Genomic DNA, 15,825 nt, shown 5'->3' with positions numbered 1-15,825 from the left:
ACAGTAACCCACACCGGCTGGTGCGGGCAACCGGAAGCGAAGCACGCTCCCTTCGTCTTCTTCTGTCCTCGCAGTACTCCGGGGGAGCCGGCCCAGGCGGCGGGGGCAGAGCCCCCTATCGCCGCCCGAACAGGCGCCAGAACCGTCCGCGCGCGGCCTCGGCACCTTCGTCGATCTCGTTAAACACGGGCTGAATGCGGCGCCTGCGGAAGTTGCGGATAAGCCGCCAGATCGTAATGAGCAGAAGGGCCAGCAGCGTGCAGAAGACGATGGTGAACCAGGGGATCAGCGTCACTTCGGGTCCCGCCACCGGCTTCAGCGAAAGCGCGTTCGGGAAAATCGAGAAGAAGTTGTTACGCCAGCCATAGTGCCGCAGCGCAACCCACTGGGGGTTGGCCTCGGTCGACTCGAGGTTCTTCGCCTGGGCCTGAAGATCGGCCGTGTCGAACTTGAAGAAGGGCGGCCAGCCCCAGCCCGTGTCCTCGTTGCGGTACACGCGTGGCTTGCCGTTCGGTCGGATCGTCTCGATGAACAGCACGTCGCGGTTCTCGGCGTTCACCGCGTCGCCGACGCCAGAGTTCTGCCAGAACAGACCGTTGGTGCCGAAGTCGACGCGTCTCACCTCGGTATTGACGATCCGCACGATGTCACGGTCGGGCAGGTTGTAATGTAGGAGAAGCGCGATCATCCCGAAGAAAAGGATGCGGATCGTCCATCGGAAATAGGTCATCGGTCGGCACTCCTTCGTCCTCTACCTAAGGGCGCGAATGCCGGGTCCACAAGGGCTTCACAGAGTCGCGGGACCATGCCACGGTCCGGGGAATGAGACTGAAGGGCAAGACGGCCGTCGTCACCGGCGGCGGATCGGGGTTCGGCGAGGGCATCATCAGGCGCTTCGCCGCAGAAGGCGCGCGCGTGGCCGTCGTCGATCTGAACGGTGAGGCCGCAGAACGGGTCGCACAGGCCGTAGATGGCATTGCCGTGGCCTGCGACGTGTCGCGCGGCGCGGATGTGGCGCGAATGGCCGACACTGTGCGCGAGGCGTTCGGCGCCGTCGATATCCTCGTCAACAACGCGGGCACGACCCATCTGCCGACGCCCTTGGACGAGGTCGAGGAGGAGATGTTCGACCGGGTCTTCGCCGTGAACTGCAAGTCGGTGTACCTGACCGCGCGCGCCTTCGTACCGGCGATGAAGGAACGGGCCTCCGGCGTCATCCTGAACGTCGCCTCGACGGCGGGCGTCAGCCCCAGGCCCCGGCTCAACTGGTACAATGCCTCCAAGGGCTGGATGATCACCGCCACGCGCACGATGGCGATCGAACTCGCCCCCTTCGGCATCCGCGTGAACGCGGTCAATCCCGTAGCGGGCGAGACGCCGCTTCTTGCGTCCTTTATGGGCGAGGACACGCCCGAGATGCGCGCGAAGTTCCTCTCGACCATCCCGCTGGGCCGCTTCTCGCGTCCCGACGACATCGCCAACGCCGCGCTATACCTCTGCTCGGACGAGGCCTCGATGGTGACGGGGGTGGCGATGGAGGTCGACGGGGGCCGCTGCATTTGAGGCCGGGTCCGCGCAACGCCATCACCGACGTCGCGGGACTGTCCGTCGGCCAGTCGAAGGACGAGCGTCTGAAATCAGGCGTCACCGTCGTCGTGGGCGACGCGCCGATGGTGGCTGGCGTTCACGTCATGGGCGGCGCGCCAGGCACGCGCGAGACCGACCTTCTTGCGCCGGACAAGAGCGTCGGCGGGGTCGATGCGCTGGTGCTCTCGGGCGGCTCGGCCTTCGGTCTGGCAGCGGCGGATGGCGTCATGGCTGGTCTTCGCGCCGCCGGGCGCGGATTCGAGGCCGCGGGCTACCGCGTGCCGATCGTGCCGGCGGCCATTCTCTTCGACCTGGCGAACGGCGGCGCCAAGGCGTGGGACGCGAACCCCTACCCCGCACTCGGCCGCGCGGCCTTCGACGCGAAAGGCGGCGACGTCGCGGTCGGAAGCGAAGGCGCGGGGACGGGTGCGAACGTCGCTGGCCTGAAAGGCGGTCTGGGCACGGCATCGGCGGTCCTGCCGTCGGGCGCCGTGGTGGGTGCGCTCGTCGCGGTCAATGCGCTGGGGCAGGTCACCGTCGGCGACGGCCCGCATTTCTGGGCCGCCCCTTTCGAGGAAATCGACGAGTTCGGCGGCTTCGGGCCCGGCCCCTGTCCCGCTCCGCCTGCCCGCACGAAGCTTGGCGGCGCGGGCAACACGACCATCGCGGTCGTGGCCACCGACCTGATCCTAACCAAGGCGCAGGCGACGCGCATGGCAACCGCGGCACACGACGGCATCGCGCGGGCCATCGTGCCAGCACATACACCGATGGACGGGGACCTGATCTTTGCGGCCGCGACCGGACAGCGCGAGGCGACGGAGGCCGACCTCGCATGGCTGGGCCATGCCGCCGCCACCTGCCTGGCGCGCGCCATTGCACGAGGGGTGTATCACGCCAGGGAAGCGCCGGACGATGTCCTTCCGACGTGGGCGGCTATGTTCGGCTAGGCCAGTATCGCGGTCACGAGCGGACTATCGGGCTCGCGCAGCCCGTCGATGACATCGAAGTGGTGTCGCCCGGCGTCGATGCGATGTTCGACCCCCCAAGCCCCGGCCAGCCATCGCGCCTGGTCGAGAAAGGCCGGTCGTTCCTCGGCGCCGACCCAGACCGTCACCGGCACATCTGGGGCCAGGTGCAGGACAGGGCTCTCTGCCTCGGCTTCGTCGGCATCGAGTTGCAGCGTGCCGTTCATCGTGAGGTCGCACAGCGGCCGCAGGTCGCTGACGGGCGAGATCGGCACGACCCGCACGATGCGGTCGCGGACCTCCTGTGCAAGCTCGCCGCCGCCGCACGCAAGGCGAGCGACAAGATGGCCGCCCGCCGAATGGCCCGTCAGGCGAATCGGACCCCGAACGAGGGCCGCCGCAGTCTCGACGGCGCGCGCGGTCTCGCGCGTGATCTCCGAGATGCGCGCCTCGGGCGCCAGCGTGTACGAGGGCATCGCCACGGCCCATCCATGCGCTGTCAGCCCCTCGGAAAAGTGTGACCAGACGTCCCTGTGAAAGCGCATCCAGTAGCCGCCGTGGATGAACACGACCAGGCCCTCCGGCTTTCCGGGCGGGAGGTAGAGGTCCAGTTTCTGCCGCTCGCCCGTCCCGTAGGCGACGTTAAGGCGCGCCCTGCCCACGGCCGCCTCGCGCTCTCGCCAGGCGCGCGCCTCCTCGATCCAGCGGTCGGGATACGACGCGCCATCCGGGATGAAGTCCGCGTTGTTGTAGGCCAGGTCCAGACTCATGCGCCCTCCTCGGGCAGGACGCGGATCAAGGCGCCATCGGGATCATCCGTCAGGACAAGTAGCGCGCCATCGGCGTCGATGTCGATGTCGCGGACGCGCCCCAACTCGGGAAGATAGCGCGACTCGCCCGTCACGCGGTCATCCTCGAGGTTCAGGCGCACGATGCCGCCGGGGGTCAACGAGGACGCGACCACATCGCCGGCCCAGCCCTCGAACATGTCGCCCTCGTAGAAGGTGAAGCCTCCCGGCGCGATCACGGGGTCCCAGTAGTAGACCGGCTCGGTCACACCTTCGGCGCTGGTCTCGCCTGACCCTACGGGCGCACCGCTGTACTTCTGGCCGTAGCTGACGTCGGGCCATCCGTAGTTTGCGCCCGGCTCGACCAGATTCAATTCGTCACCGCCTGCCGGACCATGCTCGAGCACCCAGAGCCGCCCTTCGGGGCCCAGAGCCGCGCCTTGCGGGTTGCGGTGACCATAGGTCCATACTTCGGGCAGAGCCTCTTCTTCCGCGGCGAAGGGGTTGTCCTCGGGCACGCTTCCGTCGGGCTCGATGCGGATCACCTTGCCGTAGGAGGCGCCCAGGTCCTGAGCGAGGACGCGCTCGGCCTCCGAGGAATGCTCGCCGAGCGTCACGTAGAGAACGTCGCCGTCCGGCACGACGCGAGAGCCGAAGTGCATGGCCGTCGGCGAGGGCGGTGTCTGCACGTAGAGGTCCGAGACCTCCTCCAGCGAGGCGGCATCGTCCGAGAGACGTGCGGAGGCGACGGCCGTCGCGGCGTCGCCCGAGCCCTGAGGCTTCGAGTAGGTCAGGTAGATCTCACGAGACGTCTCGAAATCTGGCGCAAGCGCCACGTCCAGAAGACCGCCCTGACGCCGTGCCACGACCTCGGGGACACCCTCCACCTCGGTCATGGTGCCGTCGGCGGCGACGTGCTGAAGCCGTCCGACACGCTCGGTCACAAGGTAGCCGCCGCGCGGCAGAGGCTCGACGCCCCACGGGTGGACAAGACCGTCCGCGACCGTTTCGGTGCGAAGCGTGCCCGCATCGTCGATCTCGGGCGCGCGGGTCTGGTTTTCGAAGGCGGGCGTGTTGCCGGGCACGTTCGGCGGTCCCTGGTTGACCTGGGCGAGAGCAGGTGTGGCGACAATAAGAGCAAAGGCGGTGGTGGCGCGAAATGTCATCTGGAAGTCCTCCTTTGCACCAAAGGTAGGCAGGACGCCCCCACAGTCGAACCGGAACGGGCCGACAGCCATTCACAAATGCATCAGGTCTGTCTCGGCAATCGACCTGACCACAACGCAACCTGTCAGAAATGCTTGCCTTCTGCCGCGAAGTCCGCGTGCCGGAGACCCGAGGCTTCCGCCGCTCTTCGCCCCTTGGCGGCCCAGAGAAGCCCGCGCCTCAACATCTCGCGGGGCGCACCCGACGCGATCACGTCGGCCTTGTGGCCGAGGGCGTTGTAGTAAACCCGCCCCAGACCCCAGGCCCGCGTCCACGCCACCGGCATGTCCACCGGCCCGTTCGCACTGTGATACCACGTCACCGTAGGGAACCGCGTCGTGGCGAGGATGTGGTTCGCGGGATCGACATGGAGGTAGTACTGCTCGGACGAGACATCGAAGCCCTCGATGCCCTGGACCAGCTCGTGACCCGAATCGGTGATCGTGACGCGATAATTCACCCCGTCCCCGCCCGGATGCGCGACCCAGTTTGCGCCGGTCATGAATTGCCACAGCACGTTCGACCGGAAGGCGTCGCACATCCCTCCGTGACAGCCAGCGAGCCCGGTGCCGCGCGAAACCGCCTCGGACACGTTGGCGGCGGCCTCCTTCGACAACTCCGACATGGTCCAGACTGGCACGATCAGGTCGAGGCCACGCAGCGCCTCGCCGTCGTCGAAGCACGCGAGGCTGTCGGTCACCTCGACGTCCATGCCGGCGTCTTCCAGCATCGCGCGGAAGATGGTGGCGACCTTGTCCGGCTCGTGCCCCGGCCAGCCGCCCCAGGTGATGAGTGCCTGTGTCATGTCTCCCCCAACTTGTCCCGAAAGGGTTGAAAACCCTCAGGCGGCATTTGTCGAGCGCCGTCGAGCCGATTACGCAGTTTGGCCAGGCATTCAACGGCAATGCGTAGCTGTTCGTCATTCAGACCCTGCGCGAGTTCTACAGTCCAGGGCCGCCGCAGGGCGTCTGCGTCCTGGGCGAGTTTTCGACCGCTTGTCGTCGGCGTGGCGAGCCGCGCCCGCCGGTCAGACGGATTGTCGCGCATCTCCACAAGCCCCGCCGCCTCGAGATCGTTCACGACCCGTTGGACCGACTGTCGCGTCAGGGACAGCCGTCGGGCGAGGCCGGACACCGTCTCCGGAGACTCCAGAAATTCCAGCGTCGAAAGCACTTGCCAGCGCGCCGGTGTCAGACCGAGCGGCGCAACCAGTTCGGCGCCACGCTCATCGAGCGCGGCAGCAGTGCGCAGCACCTCGAAAATCAGGCGGCCAAGCGCATCGGGTGCCGGATTCATCTCATCCATATTGACAGTGTGCTGTCGTTCATTAGTCTGACAGCATGTTGTCAAAGTGGAGTCGTCATGACCAGTTCATTTCGTATCGACCGGTTCAAATTTCCAGCCGAACACAGAACGGCGCTTCTTGAAGCCGTTGCCGCAACTCATGAAGTCCTGCGCACACAATCGGGATTCCTGCGGGACATGATCGCCGAACGCACTCATGCGGATGGCCGCATCGAAGTGCAGACAATGGTCGAATGGGACGCCACGGCGGATATCCCCGCCATCAAGGCCCGGGTGAAAGAAGCCCAGCGGGCGCGCGCGTTCGACACCGCCGCTGCGCTTGCTTCCTGGGGTGCGGAAGCGGACCTCGGCTGGTGGAGCGAGGTTCAGACGCCCTCGTAGATTTGCACCAGCCGCTCGACGGCCGCCTCTGCGGTCATCTCTTCGCTCTTCCCCGTCCGGCGCGAGGTGAGTTCGACCACGCCCTTGTCGAGCCCCCGGGGGCCCACCGTGATCCGCCAGGGCAGACCGATCAGGTCCATGGTGGCGAACTTGGCACCGGCGCGCTCGTCGCGGTCGTCGTAGAGGGGGTCGAGACCCTTTGCGATCAGCGCCTTCTCCAGCCCTTCGCAGGCGGCATCGCAGGCGGCGTCACCCTGACGAAGGTTCACGATCCCGGCGTGGAACGGCGTCACACCCTCGGGCCAGATGATGCCCTTGTCGTCATGGCTGGCCTCGATGATCGCGCCCAGAAGGCGGCTGACCCCGATGCCGTGCGAACCCATGTGGACCGGCGCCTGGCTTCCGTCCGGCCCCTGCACCGTGGCGCCCATGGGTTCGGAGTACTTGGTGCCGAAGTAGAAGATCTGCCCGACCTCGATACCCCGCGCAGAGCGGCGGCGATCCTCGGGGATCTCGTTGAAGATGGCGGCGTCGTGCGTCTCATCCGTGCGGGCGTAGCGCGAGGTGAACTCCTCTAGCACCGCCTGGCATTCTGCGTGGTTGTCGTAGTCGATTTCGCGGTCGCCGAAGGTCAGGTCGGTGATCTCGCTGTCGTAGAACACCTCGCTTTCGCCGGTCTCGGCCAGGACCAGGAACTCGTGCGTGTAGTCGCCCCCGATCGGGCCGCCGTCGGCGCGCATGGGGATGGCCTGAAGACCCATGCGTTCGTAGCTGCGCAGATAGCTGACCAGGTGCCGGTTGTAGGCGTGAAGCGCGTCTTCCTTCGTCAGGTCGAAGTTGTAGCCGTCCTTCATCAGGAACTCGCGGCCGCGCATGATGCCGAAGCGGGGGCGGATCTCGTCCCGGAACTTCCACTGGATGTGGTAGAGCGTCAGCGGCAGGTCGCGGTAGCTTTTCACGTAGGACCGGAAGATGTCAGTGATCAGCTCTTCGTTCGTCGGGCCGTAGAGCATGTCCCGGTCGTGGCGATCCTTGATCCGCAGCATCTCCTGCCCGTAGTCGTCGTAGCGCCCGCTTTCGCGCCACAGGTCGGCGGACTGAAGGGTCGGCATCAGCATTGGGATATGCCCCGCGCGCTGCTGCTCCTCGTGGACGATCCGCTCGATGTTCTTCAGGACCTTGAAGCCAAGAGGCAGCCACGAATAGATGCCGGCAGAGGCCTGCTTGATCATTCCCGCGCGCAGCATGTAGCGGTGCGAGACGATCTGCGCCTCGGCGGGCGTTTCCTTGAGGACGGGCAGGAAGTAGCGGGACAGGCGCATCGGAACTCGCTCGCGCTTTGGGTTCGGGCCGGTGTAGCGGCCCGTCTTCGGCCAGACAAGGGTCGGAACATCGGACCTACCCGACCTGACGGGAGACGGGCCTTGCATGAAGACCTCCCTCCGGGCGATATGGCGTGACGCCATTGCGAGGAAAAGATGGCCCTGCCCGTCAACCAGCAAGCCAAGTACTGGGGGATCGCCGCCGCGATCTTCTTCGTCCTGATGTGGGCCCTCGGCGACGTGATCCTGCCCTTCCTTCTCGGTGCGGCCGTGGCCTACATGCTGGACCCTGTCGCAGACCGGCTTCAGCGGTTGGGGACAAGCCGTGCGGTGGCGACGGGCATCATCACCTTTTTCGCGGTCCTCCTCTTCGTCGTGGCGATCCTGGTGATCGTGCCGCTTCTGGTGCGGCAGGCGAGCGACCTGATCGCGTCCGCACCCGAGATCGCGTCGAACCTCCAGTCCTTTCTGACCGAGCGGTTCCCCAGCCTCGTCGACGCCGACTCGTCGGTGCGGAAGTCGCTGTCCGGCCTGGGCGACACCATCAGCGAGCGCGGAGGCGAGCTTCTCAACACGGTGATCGCGTCCTTCTCGGGGCTGGTGAACGTGATCGTGCTTTTCGTCATCGTTCCCGTCGTGGCGTTCTACCTGCTCTACGACTGGGACAACATGGTCGCCAAGGTCGACGCGCTCCTCCCGCGCGAGCATGCGCCGACCATCCGCCGCCTCGCCCGCGAGATCGACGACACCATGGCGGGCTTTGTCCGGGGCCAGGGCACCGTGTGCCTGATCCTCGGCGTCTATTATGCCGTCACGCTCATGGCCGTGGGCCTGAAGTTCGGCCTGATCGTGGGCTTCATTGCGGGCGGTCTGACCTTCATTCCCTATGTCGGCGCCCTGGTGGGAGGCCTTCTGGCCATAGGTCTGGCCCTGTTCCAATTCTGGGGCGACTGGATCTGGATCGTTCTGGTCTGGGCGATCTTTCAGTCAGGCCAGTTCGTCGAGGGCAATATCCTCACGCCGCGTCTGGTGGGCTCGTCGGTCGGGCTTCACCCGGTCTGGCTGATCTTCGCCCTCTCGGCCTTCGGCGCGCTGTTCGGCTTCGTCGGTCTATTGGTCGCCGTACCAGTGGCGGCGGCGCTCGGCGTCATGGCGCGGTTCGGGATCGAGCGGTACAAGGAAAGCCTTCTGTACCGGGGCACGTCCGGTCAGGGAACGCCCGATGGCCGTCAGTGACGCGCAGATCGAGAACGTCCGAGAGCTGTTCGATGGCGTAGGTCCGATCACGACACGGAAGATGTTCGGAGGTCTCGGCATCTATCAGGAAGGCCGCATCTTCGCGGTCGTCATGTCCGACGGAACGCTTCGCCTCAAGGGCGCGGGAGACATGGTAGCCGTCCTGGACGCTGCGGGATGGGAGCGGTGGACCTATACCCGCGACGGTTCGGACACGCTGCGTTCCATGCCCTACTGGTCGCTTCCAGAGGCCCTGCTCGACGACCCGGAAGAAGCAAGCGCCTGGGCCCGGCGGGCGCTTGAAGCGCTTTGAGATGCCCCGGCAACTGATCTTCGAGCTTCCCGCGAAGGTATCGCGCGACCGTGGCGACTTCTTCGTCTCGGACGCCAACGCGCTGGCGGTTCGTCGGATCGAGGACACCTCTGCGTGGACCCAGGGGAAGCTGGCGCTGGTCGGTCCCGAGGGATCAGGAAAATCCCACCTCCTCCAGGTCTGGGCCGAGGCCCAGGGCGCCATGGTTTTGACGCCGCATGCGCTCTCCGACACCGAGATCGGCACGATTGCCCAGCCTGTCGCCGTTGACGATGCAGATCGCGTTCAAGGCGAGGCCGAGGTCGCGCTCTTTCACCTGCACAACCGGCTTGCATCCTTGGGCCTTCCATTTCTGATCGTCGGCCGCGAGGCCCCTGCCCGCTGGCGAGCCGAACTGCCCGACCTGAAGAGCCGACTGGAGGCCACCGAGGTCGCGCGGATCGAGCCGCCGGACGACGCGCTTCTATCCGCCGTCCTCGTCAAGCTCTTCACCGACCGTCAGATCGCGGTCGCCCCCGCCGTCATCGATTATCTCGCCACGCGGATGGAACGATCCTTCGCCGGCGCTCAACAGCTTGTCGACCGGCTCGACCGCGCCGCGATGGCCGAAGGGCGGGCTGTGACACGAACGCTGGCGAGGGCCGTTCTGGACAAGCCCTAGGCCCCCCGGCATAGTCGTCATTCTCATGTCACAATGCCCTGCAACACGAAGGCCATGACCGTCACGCCGACCGATTTCCTGCGCGCGCCCCTGCCTCCGGCCGTGATGCCCGAGGGTAAGGACTTCGACGGTCCGGACCGTTTCATGAACCGTGAACTGTCGTGGCTGGCCTTCAACTGGCGGGTGCTGGAGGAGGCCGAGAACCCCCGTGTCCCCGTTCTCGAGCGTCTGAGGTTCCTGTCGATTTCGGCCACGAACCTCGACGAGTTCTACACCGTGCGCGTCGCCGGCCTGCGCGAGCTGGCCCATGCCGGAAACACCACGCCCGCCGCAGACGGGCTTTCCCCGATCGAGCAGCTGGTCCTCATCAACGCGGACGCGCGCCGCCTCCTGGAACGCCAGCAGGAGGTGTGGAAGGCCCTGCGCGACGAGATGGCCAGCGCAAACATCTCGCTTCTCTCCCGCGACGACCTCACGCGCGAAGACCGCTCCCATGTCGAGCAGGTTTTCCTGACGCAGGTCTTCCCGATCCTGTCGCCTCTGGCCATCGACCCGGCGCACCCGTTCCCGTTCATCGCGAACGAAGGTTATTCGCTAGCGCTGGAACTCGAGCGTGTTTCGGACAAGCGTCCGCTCCGCGCGCTTCTTCCGATCCCCGCGCAGGTCGACCGCTTCGTGCCCCTGCCGTCCGAGCCGGGAGAGCATCGCTTCCTGCCCCTCGAAGAGCTGTTGCTTCTTCACCTGCAACGCCTGTTTCCAGGCTACGGCATGAAGGGGCATTGCCAGTTCCGCGTCCTCCGCGACAGCGACCTCGAGGTCGAGGAAGAGGCCGAAGACCTCGTTCGCGAGTTCGAAGTCGCCCTGAAGCGCCGCCGCCGCGGCGAAGTGGTGCGCCTGACGATCTCGGCCAATGCGCCAGGCAAGCTGAGGCGCGTCATCATGGACGAGCTTCACGTCGAAGACAGCGAAGTTGTCGAGCTCGACGGGATGCTGGGCCTCAGCGACCTGAAGGAACTCGTGCTGGACTCGCGCACGGACCTGCTCTGGACGCCATTCCTGCCGCGTGTGCCCGAGCGGGTTCAGGACCACGACGGCGACATGTTCGCGGCGATCCGCCAGAAGGACATGCTGCTGCACCACCCCTACGAGACCTTCGACATGGTGATCCGCTTCCTCAAGCAGGCGGCGGCCGACCCGAACGTGGTGGCGATCAAGCAGACGCTTTACCGGACGTCGCGCAACTCTCCCATTGTCGAGGCGCTGTGCGAAGCAGCGGAAGACGGCAAGTCGGTCACCGCGCTTGTCGAACTGAAGGCCCGTTTCGACGAGGCTGCGAACATCCGCCAGTCGCGACGGCTGGAGCGCGCGGGCGCCCACGTCGTCTACGGCTTCATGAACTACAAGACACACGCCAAGATCTCGACCGTCGTCCGGCGCGAAGGCGGCGAGCTTGTCACCTATACCCATTTCGGGACCGGCAACTATCACCCGATCACCGCACGCATCTACACCGACCTGAGCCTCTTCACCTGCGATTCCGCCCTCGGCCGCGATGCCACAAAGGTGTTCAACTACTTGTCGGGCTACGCCCAGCCCGAGGGGTTGGAGAACCTGTCGATCTCGCCCCTGAACCTCAAGACCACGCTTCTCGAGCGTATCGCTGAGGAAGCCGAATTCGCGCTGGCCGGGAAGCCCGCCGTGATCTGGGGCAAGCTCAACTCGATCATCGAGCCGGACGTGATCGATGCGCTCTACCTCGCAAGCCAGGCCGGCGTCAGGATCGACCTCGTGGTCCGCGGAATCTGCGGCCTGAGACCCGGCGTGAAGGGTCTGTCGGACAACATCCGCGTCAAATCCATCGTGGGCCGCTTCCTCGAACACAGCCGCATCGTCTGCTTCGGCGCGGGCCACGGTCTGCCGCACAAGAAAGCGAGGGTCTACATCTCGTCCGCCGACTGGATGGGCCGCAACCTCGCTCGCCGGGTCGAGACGCTCGTCGAGTGCAAGAACCCCACGGTGAAAGCCCAGATCGTCAGCCAGATCATGGCCGCGAACCTCGCCGACGTGGCACAGAGCTGGATGCTCGGACCGGACGGAACCTACGCCCGCATCGCGCCGCCCGAGGGCGAGACGGCCTTCTCGTGCCATCGCTTCTTCATGGAAAACCCGTCCCTGTCGGGACGAGGATCGGCGGGCGCGGCGGACGTGCCGGAGCTGACCCACAGCGAGGATTGAGCCTCAATCGGGCCGGATGCGCGGCCCTGACTTGTCGGCAAAAGCCTTGAGCCGGTCGCGCGACGCAGGCTGCGTGTTGACGATGCCGGCCACCACTGCCTCGGCATAGGCGGCGTCGAGCGCCGACATGTTCTGCATGTGGCTGATCGCCGAGCAGATGGCGAAGTTCGACAGGGGCGGGTTCTGCGCGGCGGCACGCGCCAAATCGAAAGCCTTGGCGCGAGAATCCTCGACAAGGTACTGGCAAAGCCCGACCGCCATCGCCTCTTCGCCTTTGTAGACCCTGCCGGTCAGCATCATGTCGATCATCCTCCCCTTGCCGACGAGGTCGGCCACCCGGATCGTGGCCCCGCCGCCCGTGAAAAGGCCGCGCTGCCCCTCCGGCAGGGCGAAGTAGGTCGTTCGGTCGGCGACACGGATATGCGCTGCGGACGCCAGCTCCAGCCCGCCGCCGACGACAGCGCCCTGGAGGGCGGCGATGACAGGAACGCCGCCATATTCCATCTTGTTGAAGGCCTCGTGCCAGCGCAGGCAGAGGTGCATGAAGTCTGCCGCCGAACGCTCCTCGGCGTGATGCTCGACAAGATCCAGGCCGGCGCAGAAGTGGTCGCCCTCGGCCGTCAGCACGGCGGCGCGGGCCCCGATGCGCGGCAGGCGCGAGAAGACCTCGACCAGCTCTTCGACGGCCTGCGCGTTCAGTGCGTTACGCTTCGAGCCGCGGACGAGACGAACCTCGGTCACGCCCTCGCCCGCGTCGCTCACCTCGAGGAATTCAGTGTCGAACGTCATCTGCCTCTCCTCGTCGCGCCGGCCGAGGTTCCTGCCCACGCCCTGGAATGTCCACGGATAATTTTCCTTGCCCAGCCGTGGCTTCGTGGCGTCACGGGGACGCCGCGGGCATTGACCGCGGAGGGGTCCGGGTGCAGTGTCGCCCGGCACCATCATGGGGGACATGAATGGACGGCGCGAGCGAGTCCGCGACCACCGAGGATTGGGGCCCCTTCGGGCGCCCCCTTTTCGACGATCCGTCCGCGCGTGCCCTCAGCCGCGTCGGCGTGGTCGACGTCGGCTCGAACTCGGTCCGCCTTGTCGTCTTCGACGGCGCGGCAAGGTCGCCCGCGTATTTCTTCAACGAGAAAGTCATGGCGGGTCTCGGCGCCGGCCTCGCCGAGACGGGTCGGCTCAACCCGCAGGGCAAGGTTCGCGCGATGGAGGCGCTGAAAAGGTTCCAGCATCTTGCGGATGCCATGGGGATCGCACCGTTGACGGCTGTGGCCACAGCCGCGGTGCGCGAGGCGGAGGACGGTCCCGCGTTCAGGGAGGACGTGTTGCGTGAGACCGGCCTCCGCCTCTTCGTGATCGACGGCGAGGAGGAGGCTCGCCTTTCGGCGCAGGGCGTCCTTCTGGGCTGGCCCGGGGCGCAGGGCCTCGTCTGCGACATCGGCGGCTCGTCGATGGAACTGGCGGAACTGAGGGGCGGCAAGGTCGGCCGCTGCGTGTCCTCGAAGCTCGGTCCGCAGAGGCTGAAGACGATCAAGGGCAAGAAGGCGCTGAAGGCGCACCTGAGCCAAGGGCTCCGAGAGCTGGGCGACCAGATTGGCCGCGATCCGGGCCGGCTGTTCCTCGTCGGCGGGTCGTGGCGCGCCATCGCACGGATCGACATGGACCGGCGCGGCTATCCTCTGGCGGTCCTCCATGAATACCGCATGAGCCGGAAGGCGGTCTACGCGACGATCGAGTACATCGAGACCTCGGACATCGAGCAGCTTCGCCTGCGCTGCGGACTGTCCGAAAGCCGGATGGAGCTTGTGCCCCTCGCCGCGCAGGTCCTGAAACACCTCGTACGGGAACTGAGACCTACTGACATCGCGATCTCGAGCTACGGCATCCGCGAGGGCCTGCTCTACGAGCAGATGCCGCAGAAGCTCCGCGACCGCGACCCGTTGATCGAGGCCTGCCGCTTCGCCGAGGCGAAGGACGCGCGGATGCCCGGTTTCGGCGCGCGCCTTTACGATTTCGTGCTGCCGCTCTTCACCTGGCGCGGCGCCCCGGATAAGCGGCTCGTGAGGGCGGCCTGCCTCCTCCACGACGTGAGCTGGCGCGCGCACCCCGACTATCGCCACGAAGTCTGCTTCGACGAGGCGACCCGCGCGAACCTCGGCGGCATGACGCACGAGGAACGCGTGTTCCTGGGCGTGGCGCTTCTTCACCGCTACAAGAACAGCCGCGACGGCTCGCCCTTCGAGGATCTCTTCGGGCTTCTCGAGGAAGACGACCTGAAACAGGCCGAGATCCTGGGCAAGGCACTTCGCTTCGGTGCCATGCTGACGGCGTCCGAGAACGAGAAGATGGGCTCTCTCAAGTATTTTCCGAAGAAGAAGCGGCTTGAGCTGATCCTCGCCCCCGGCACGCGCGACCTCTATGGCGAGGTGGCGGAAGCCCGGCTGAAATCCCTCGCCTCCGCCCTTGGGGAGGTCGAGATCGTGGTGAAGGGCCGCTAGAGTTCGATCTCGCCCTCTTCGGCGCCCTCGATGCTCTCCTCGACCGGCGTCTTGCGGCGGATCAGGATGTCGCCGTTCGGAAGCACCTCGGGCGCATGATAGGCGTCGAGGTTGTCGAGAAAACCCGACAGGTCGTCGATGGCGGGCTCCATCTCCTGCATCAGCCCGCGCATGAAGAGCTTCAGCGCCTCGCCCATGAGGTCGATGCCCTGTTCGGGCACAGGCACCGGCTCGGGTTCGGCGTCCTGCGCGGCGGCGGGGAGCGTCATCGAGAGGGCGAGGAGTACAAAGAGAAAGCGCATGAAGCGCAATATAGCACCCCGCCCTTCATCGGTCCAAAAATATCCCGGGCAGGTCCGGAGGGGCAGCGCCCCTCCGACAGCTCAGACGCCCAAGCACCAGCGCATGATGGCCTTCTGCGCGTGCAGCCGGTTCTCGGCCTCGTCGAAGATGACCGAGTGCGGGCCGTCCATGACGGCCGAGGTCGCCTCCTCCTCGCGATGCGCGGGAAGACAGTGCATGAAGAGTGAGTCGGGCTTTGCCTTTGACATCAGGCGCTCGTTGACCTGGTAGGGGCGAAGCTGGTTGTGCCGCCTCTCGCGCGTGGTCTGGCTGTCGTGCATCGACACCCAGGTGTCGGTCACGACGAGATCGGCCCCGGTCACGGCGGTCTCGGGGTCGCGCTCGATGATGATCGGACGGCCCTTGTCACGGGCGAAGGCAAGCGCCTTCGCGTCGGGATCCAGCGTCTCGGGACCCGAGAAGGTCAGATCGAAGCCGAACTGGCCGGCGGCATGGGCGAGGCTCGCGAAGACGTTGTTGCCGTCGCCGCACCAGGTCACCTTCCGGCCCGCGATCGGGCCGCGATGTTCTTCGAAGGTCATCACGTCGGCCATGATCTGGCAGGGGTGGGACTGGTTCGTCAGCCCGTTGATGACCGGCACGGTGGCGTGCTCGGCAAGCTCGAGCAGCGCGTCCTGATCGAAGGTGCGGATCATGATGAGGTCGACGTAGCGCGACAGGACCCGAGCGGTATCGGCGATGGTCTCGCCGTGGCCAAGCTGCATCTCCGATCCCGTCAACACCAGCGTCTCGCCGCCCATCTGGCGCACGCCCACGTCGAACGAGACGCGGGTCCGGGTCGAGGGCTTCTCGAAGATCAGGGCGACGACATGGCCGCCGAGCGGCTGATCGTCGTCCTTCGCACCCTTCGGGCGACCGGCGCGCGCATCCTTCATGGCGCGGGCGTCGTCGATGATGGCGCGAAGGTCGGCGGGGTCTGTCCGGTGGATGTCGAGAAAGTGGTTCATGGCGTTTCGGCT

Annotated in this window: 17 protein-coding genes; 8 read left to right on the top strand and 9 right to left on the bottom strand. The window is 66.3% G+C overall.

Going from position 1 to position 15,825, the window contains the following annotated elements:
- Positions 1-115: 115 nt before the first annotated feature.
- Positions 116-730: a DUF1523 family protein gene (locus C8D95_RS13975; RefSeq protein ID WP_109759806.1), complete on the bottom strand. Its 615-nt coding sequence runs from the start codon at positions 728-730 to the stop codon at positions 116-118.
- Between the two features lie 92 nt (positions 731-822).
- Between C8D95_RS13975 and C8D95_RS13970 the strand changes: the two genes are divergently transcribed.
- Both C8D95_RS13970 and C8D95_RS13965 read left to right on the top strand, forming a co-directional pair.
- Positions 823-1,563, top strand: coding sequence for a glucose 1-dehydrogenase (locus C8D95_RS13970; RefSeq protein ID WP_109759805.1), 741 nt, complete (start codon positions 823-825; stop codon positions 1,561-1,563).
- Positions 1,560-2,537, top strand: coding sequence for a P1 family peptidase (locus tag C8D95_RS13965; protein WP_109759804.1), 978 nt, complete (start codon positions 1,560-1,562; stop codon positions 2,535-2,537). Before C8D95_RS13970 ends, C8D95_RS13965 begins: the two co-directional genes overlap by 4 nt.
- On the opposite strand, the gene C8D95_RS13960 is transcribed toward C8D95_RS13965, so the two are convergent.
- The 4 genes from C8D95_RS13960 to C8D95_RS13945 all read right to left on the bottom strand — a co-directional run bounded on the left by C8D95_RS13960 (position 2,534) and on the right by C8D95_RS13945 (position 5,854).
- Positions 2,534-3,325 (bottom strand): alpha/beta hydrolase, encoded by a 792-nt coding sequence (locus C8D95_RS13960; RefSeq protein ID WP_109759803.1) that lies wholly within the window; start codon positions 3,323-3,325, stop codon positions 2,534-2,536. The genes C8D95_RS13965 and C8D95_RS13960 overlap by 4 nt on opposite strands.
- The gene (locus tag C8D95_RS13955) at positions 3,322-4,509 is read right to left on the bottom strand and encodes a PQQ-dependent sugar dehydrogenase (protein WP_109759802.1); all 1,188 of its coding nucleotides are present in this window, start codon (positions 4,507-4,509) and stop codon (positions 3,322-3,324) included. Before C8D95_RS13955 ends, C8D95_RS13960 begins: the two co-directional genes overlap by 4 nt.
- 125 nt (positions 4,510-4,634) lie before the next feature.
- The gene (locus C8D95_RS13950; protein ID WP_109759801.1) at positions 4,635-5,354 is read right to left on the bottom strand and encodes a ThuA domain-containing protein; all 720 of its coding nucleotides are present in this window, start codon (positions 5,352-5,354) and stop codon (positions 4,635-4,637) included.
- Complete coding sequence (locus C8D95_RS13945; protein ID WP_109759800.1) at positions 5,351-5,854, bottom strand: MarR family winged helix-turn-helix transcriptional regulator; 504 nt, start codon at positions 5,852-5,854, stop codon at positions 5,351-5,353. Before C8D95_RS13945 ends, C8D95_RS13950 begins: the two co-directional genes overlap by 4 nt.
- Positions 5,855-5,863: 9 nt before the next feature.
- Between C8D95_RS13945 and C8D95_RS21755 the strand changes: the two genes are divergently transcribed.
- Entirely contained in the window at positions 5,864-6,235 is a 372-nt protein-coding gene (locus tag C8D95_RS21755; protein ID WP_211312649.1) for a hypothetical protein, read from the top strand.
- Here the strand turns inward: C8D95_RS21755 and proS are convergent.
- Positions 6,220-7,557 (bottom strand): proline--tRNA ligase, encoded by a 1,338-nt coding sequence (proS, locus tag C8D95_RS13935; RefSeq protein WP_109759798.1) that lies wholly within the window; start codon positions 7,555-7,557, stop codon positions 6,220-6,222. The genes C8D95_RS21755 and proS overlap by 16 nt on opposite strands.
- A 156-nt stretch (positions 7,558-7,713) precedes the next feature.
- Between proS and C8D95_RS13930 the strand changes: the two genes are divergently transcribed.
- Genes C8D95_RS13930 through C8D95_RS13915 form a run of 4 tightly spaced genes read left to right on the top strand, consistent with a single transcriptional unit; the run spans position 7,714 to position 12,002 of the window.
- Complete coding sequence (locus C8D95_RS13930) at positions 7,714-8,793, top strand: AI-2E family transporter (protein ID WP_109759797.1); 1,080 nt, start codon at positions 7,714-7,716, stop codon at positions 8,791-8,793.
- On the top strand, positions 8,780-9,106 hold the full coding sequence (locus C8D95_RS13925; protein ID WP_109759796.1) for a TfoX/Sxy family protein: 327 nt from the start codon (positions 8,780-8,782) through the stop codon (positions 9,104-9,106). Before C8D95_RS13930 ends, C8D95_RS13925 begins: the two co-directional genes overlap by 14 nt.
- Position 9,107: 1 nt before the next feature.
- Positions 9,108-9,767: an HdaA/DnaA family protein gene (locus C8D95_RS13920; protein ID WP_109759795.1), complete on the top strand. Its 660-nt coding sequence runs from the start codon at positions 9,108-9,110 to the stop codon at positions 9,765-9,767.
- Positions 9,768-9,821: 54 nt separating this feature from the next.
- Positions 9,822-12,002: an RNA degradosome polyphosphate kinase gene (locus tag C8D95_RS13915; RefSeq protein WP_109759935.1), complete on the top strand. Its 2,181-nt coding sequence runs from the start codon at positions 9,822-9,824 to the stop codon at positions 12,000-12,002.
- 3 nt (positions 12,003-12,005) lie between these two features.
- Here the strand turns inward: C8D95_RS13915 and C8D95_RS13910 are convergent, their stop codons facing one another.
- Entirely contained in the window at positions 12,006-12,791 is a 786-nt protein-coding gene (locus tag C8D95_RS13910; protein WP_109759934.1) for a crotonase/enoyl-CoA hydratase family protein, read from the bottom strand.
- 167 nt (positions 12,792-12,958) lie between these two features.
- Between C8D95_RS13910 and C8D95_RS13905 the strand changes: the two genes are divergently transcribed.
- Positions 12,959-14,503, top strand: coding sequence for a Ppx/GppA family phosphatase (locus tag C8D95_RS13905; protein ID WP_109759794.1), 1,545 nt, complete (start codon positions 12,959-12,961; stop codon positions 14,501-14,503).
- Here C8D95_RS13905 and C8D95_RS13900 read toward each other — a convergent pair.
- Entirely contained in the window at positions 14,500-14,805 is a 306-nt protein-coding gene (locus C8D95_RS13900; RefSeq protein ID WP_109759793.1) for a hypothetical protein, read from the bottom strand. The genes C8D95_RS13905 and C8D95_RS13900 overlap by 4 nt on opposite strands.
- Positions 14,806-14,886: 81 nt before the next feature.
- Positions 14,887-15,813, bottom strand: a complete 927-nt coding sequence (gene argF / locus C8D95_RS13895; RefSeq protein ID WP_109759792.1) for an ornithine carbamoyltransferase — start codon at positions 15,811-15,813, stop codon at positions 14,887-14,889.
- Positions 15,814-15,825: the final 12 nt, after the last annotated feature.

It is taken from the genome of Silicimonas algicola (assembly GCF_003148765.1).
Taxonomy (GTDB): domain Bacteria; phylum Pseudomonadota; class Alphaproteobacteria; order Rhodobacterales; family Rhodobacteraceae; genus Silicimonas; species Silicimonas algicola.
Note: the sequence above shows the minus strand (reverse complement) of the source record. Positions and strands in the feature narration are given on the sequence as shown.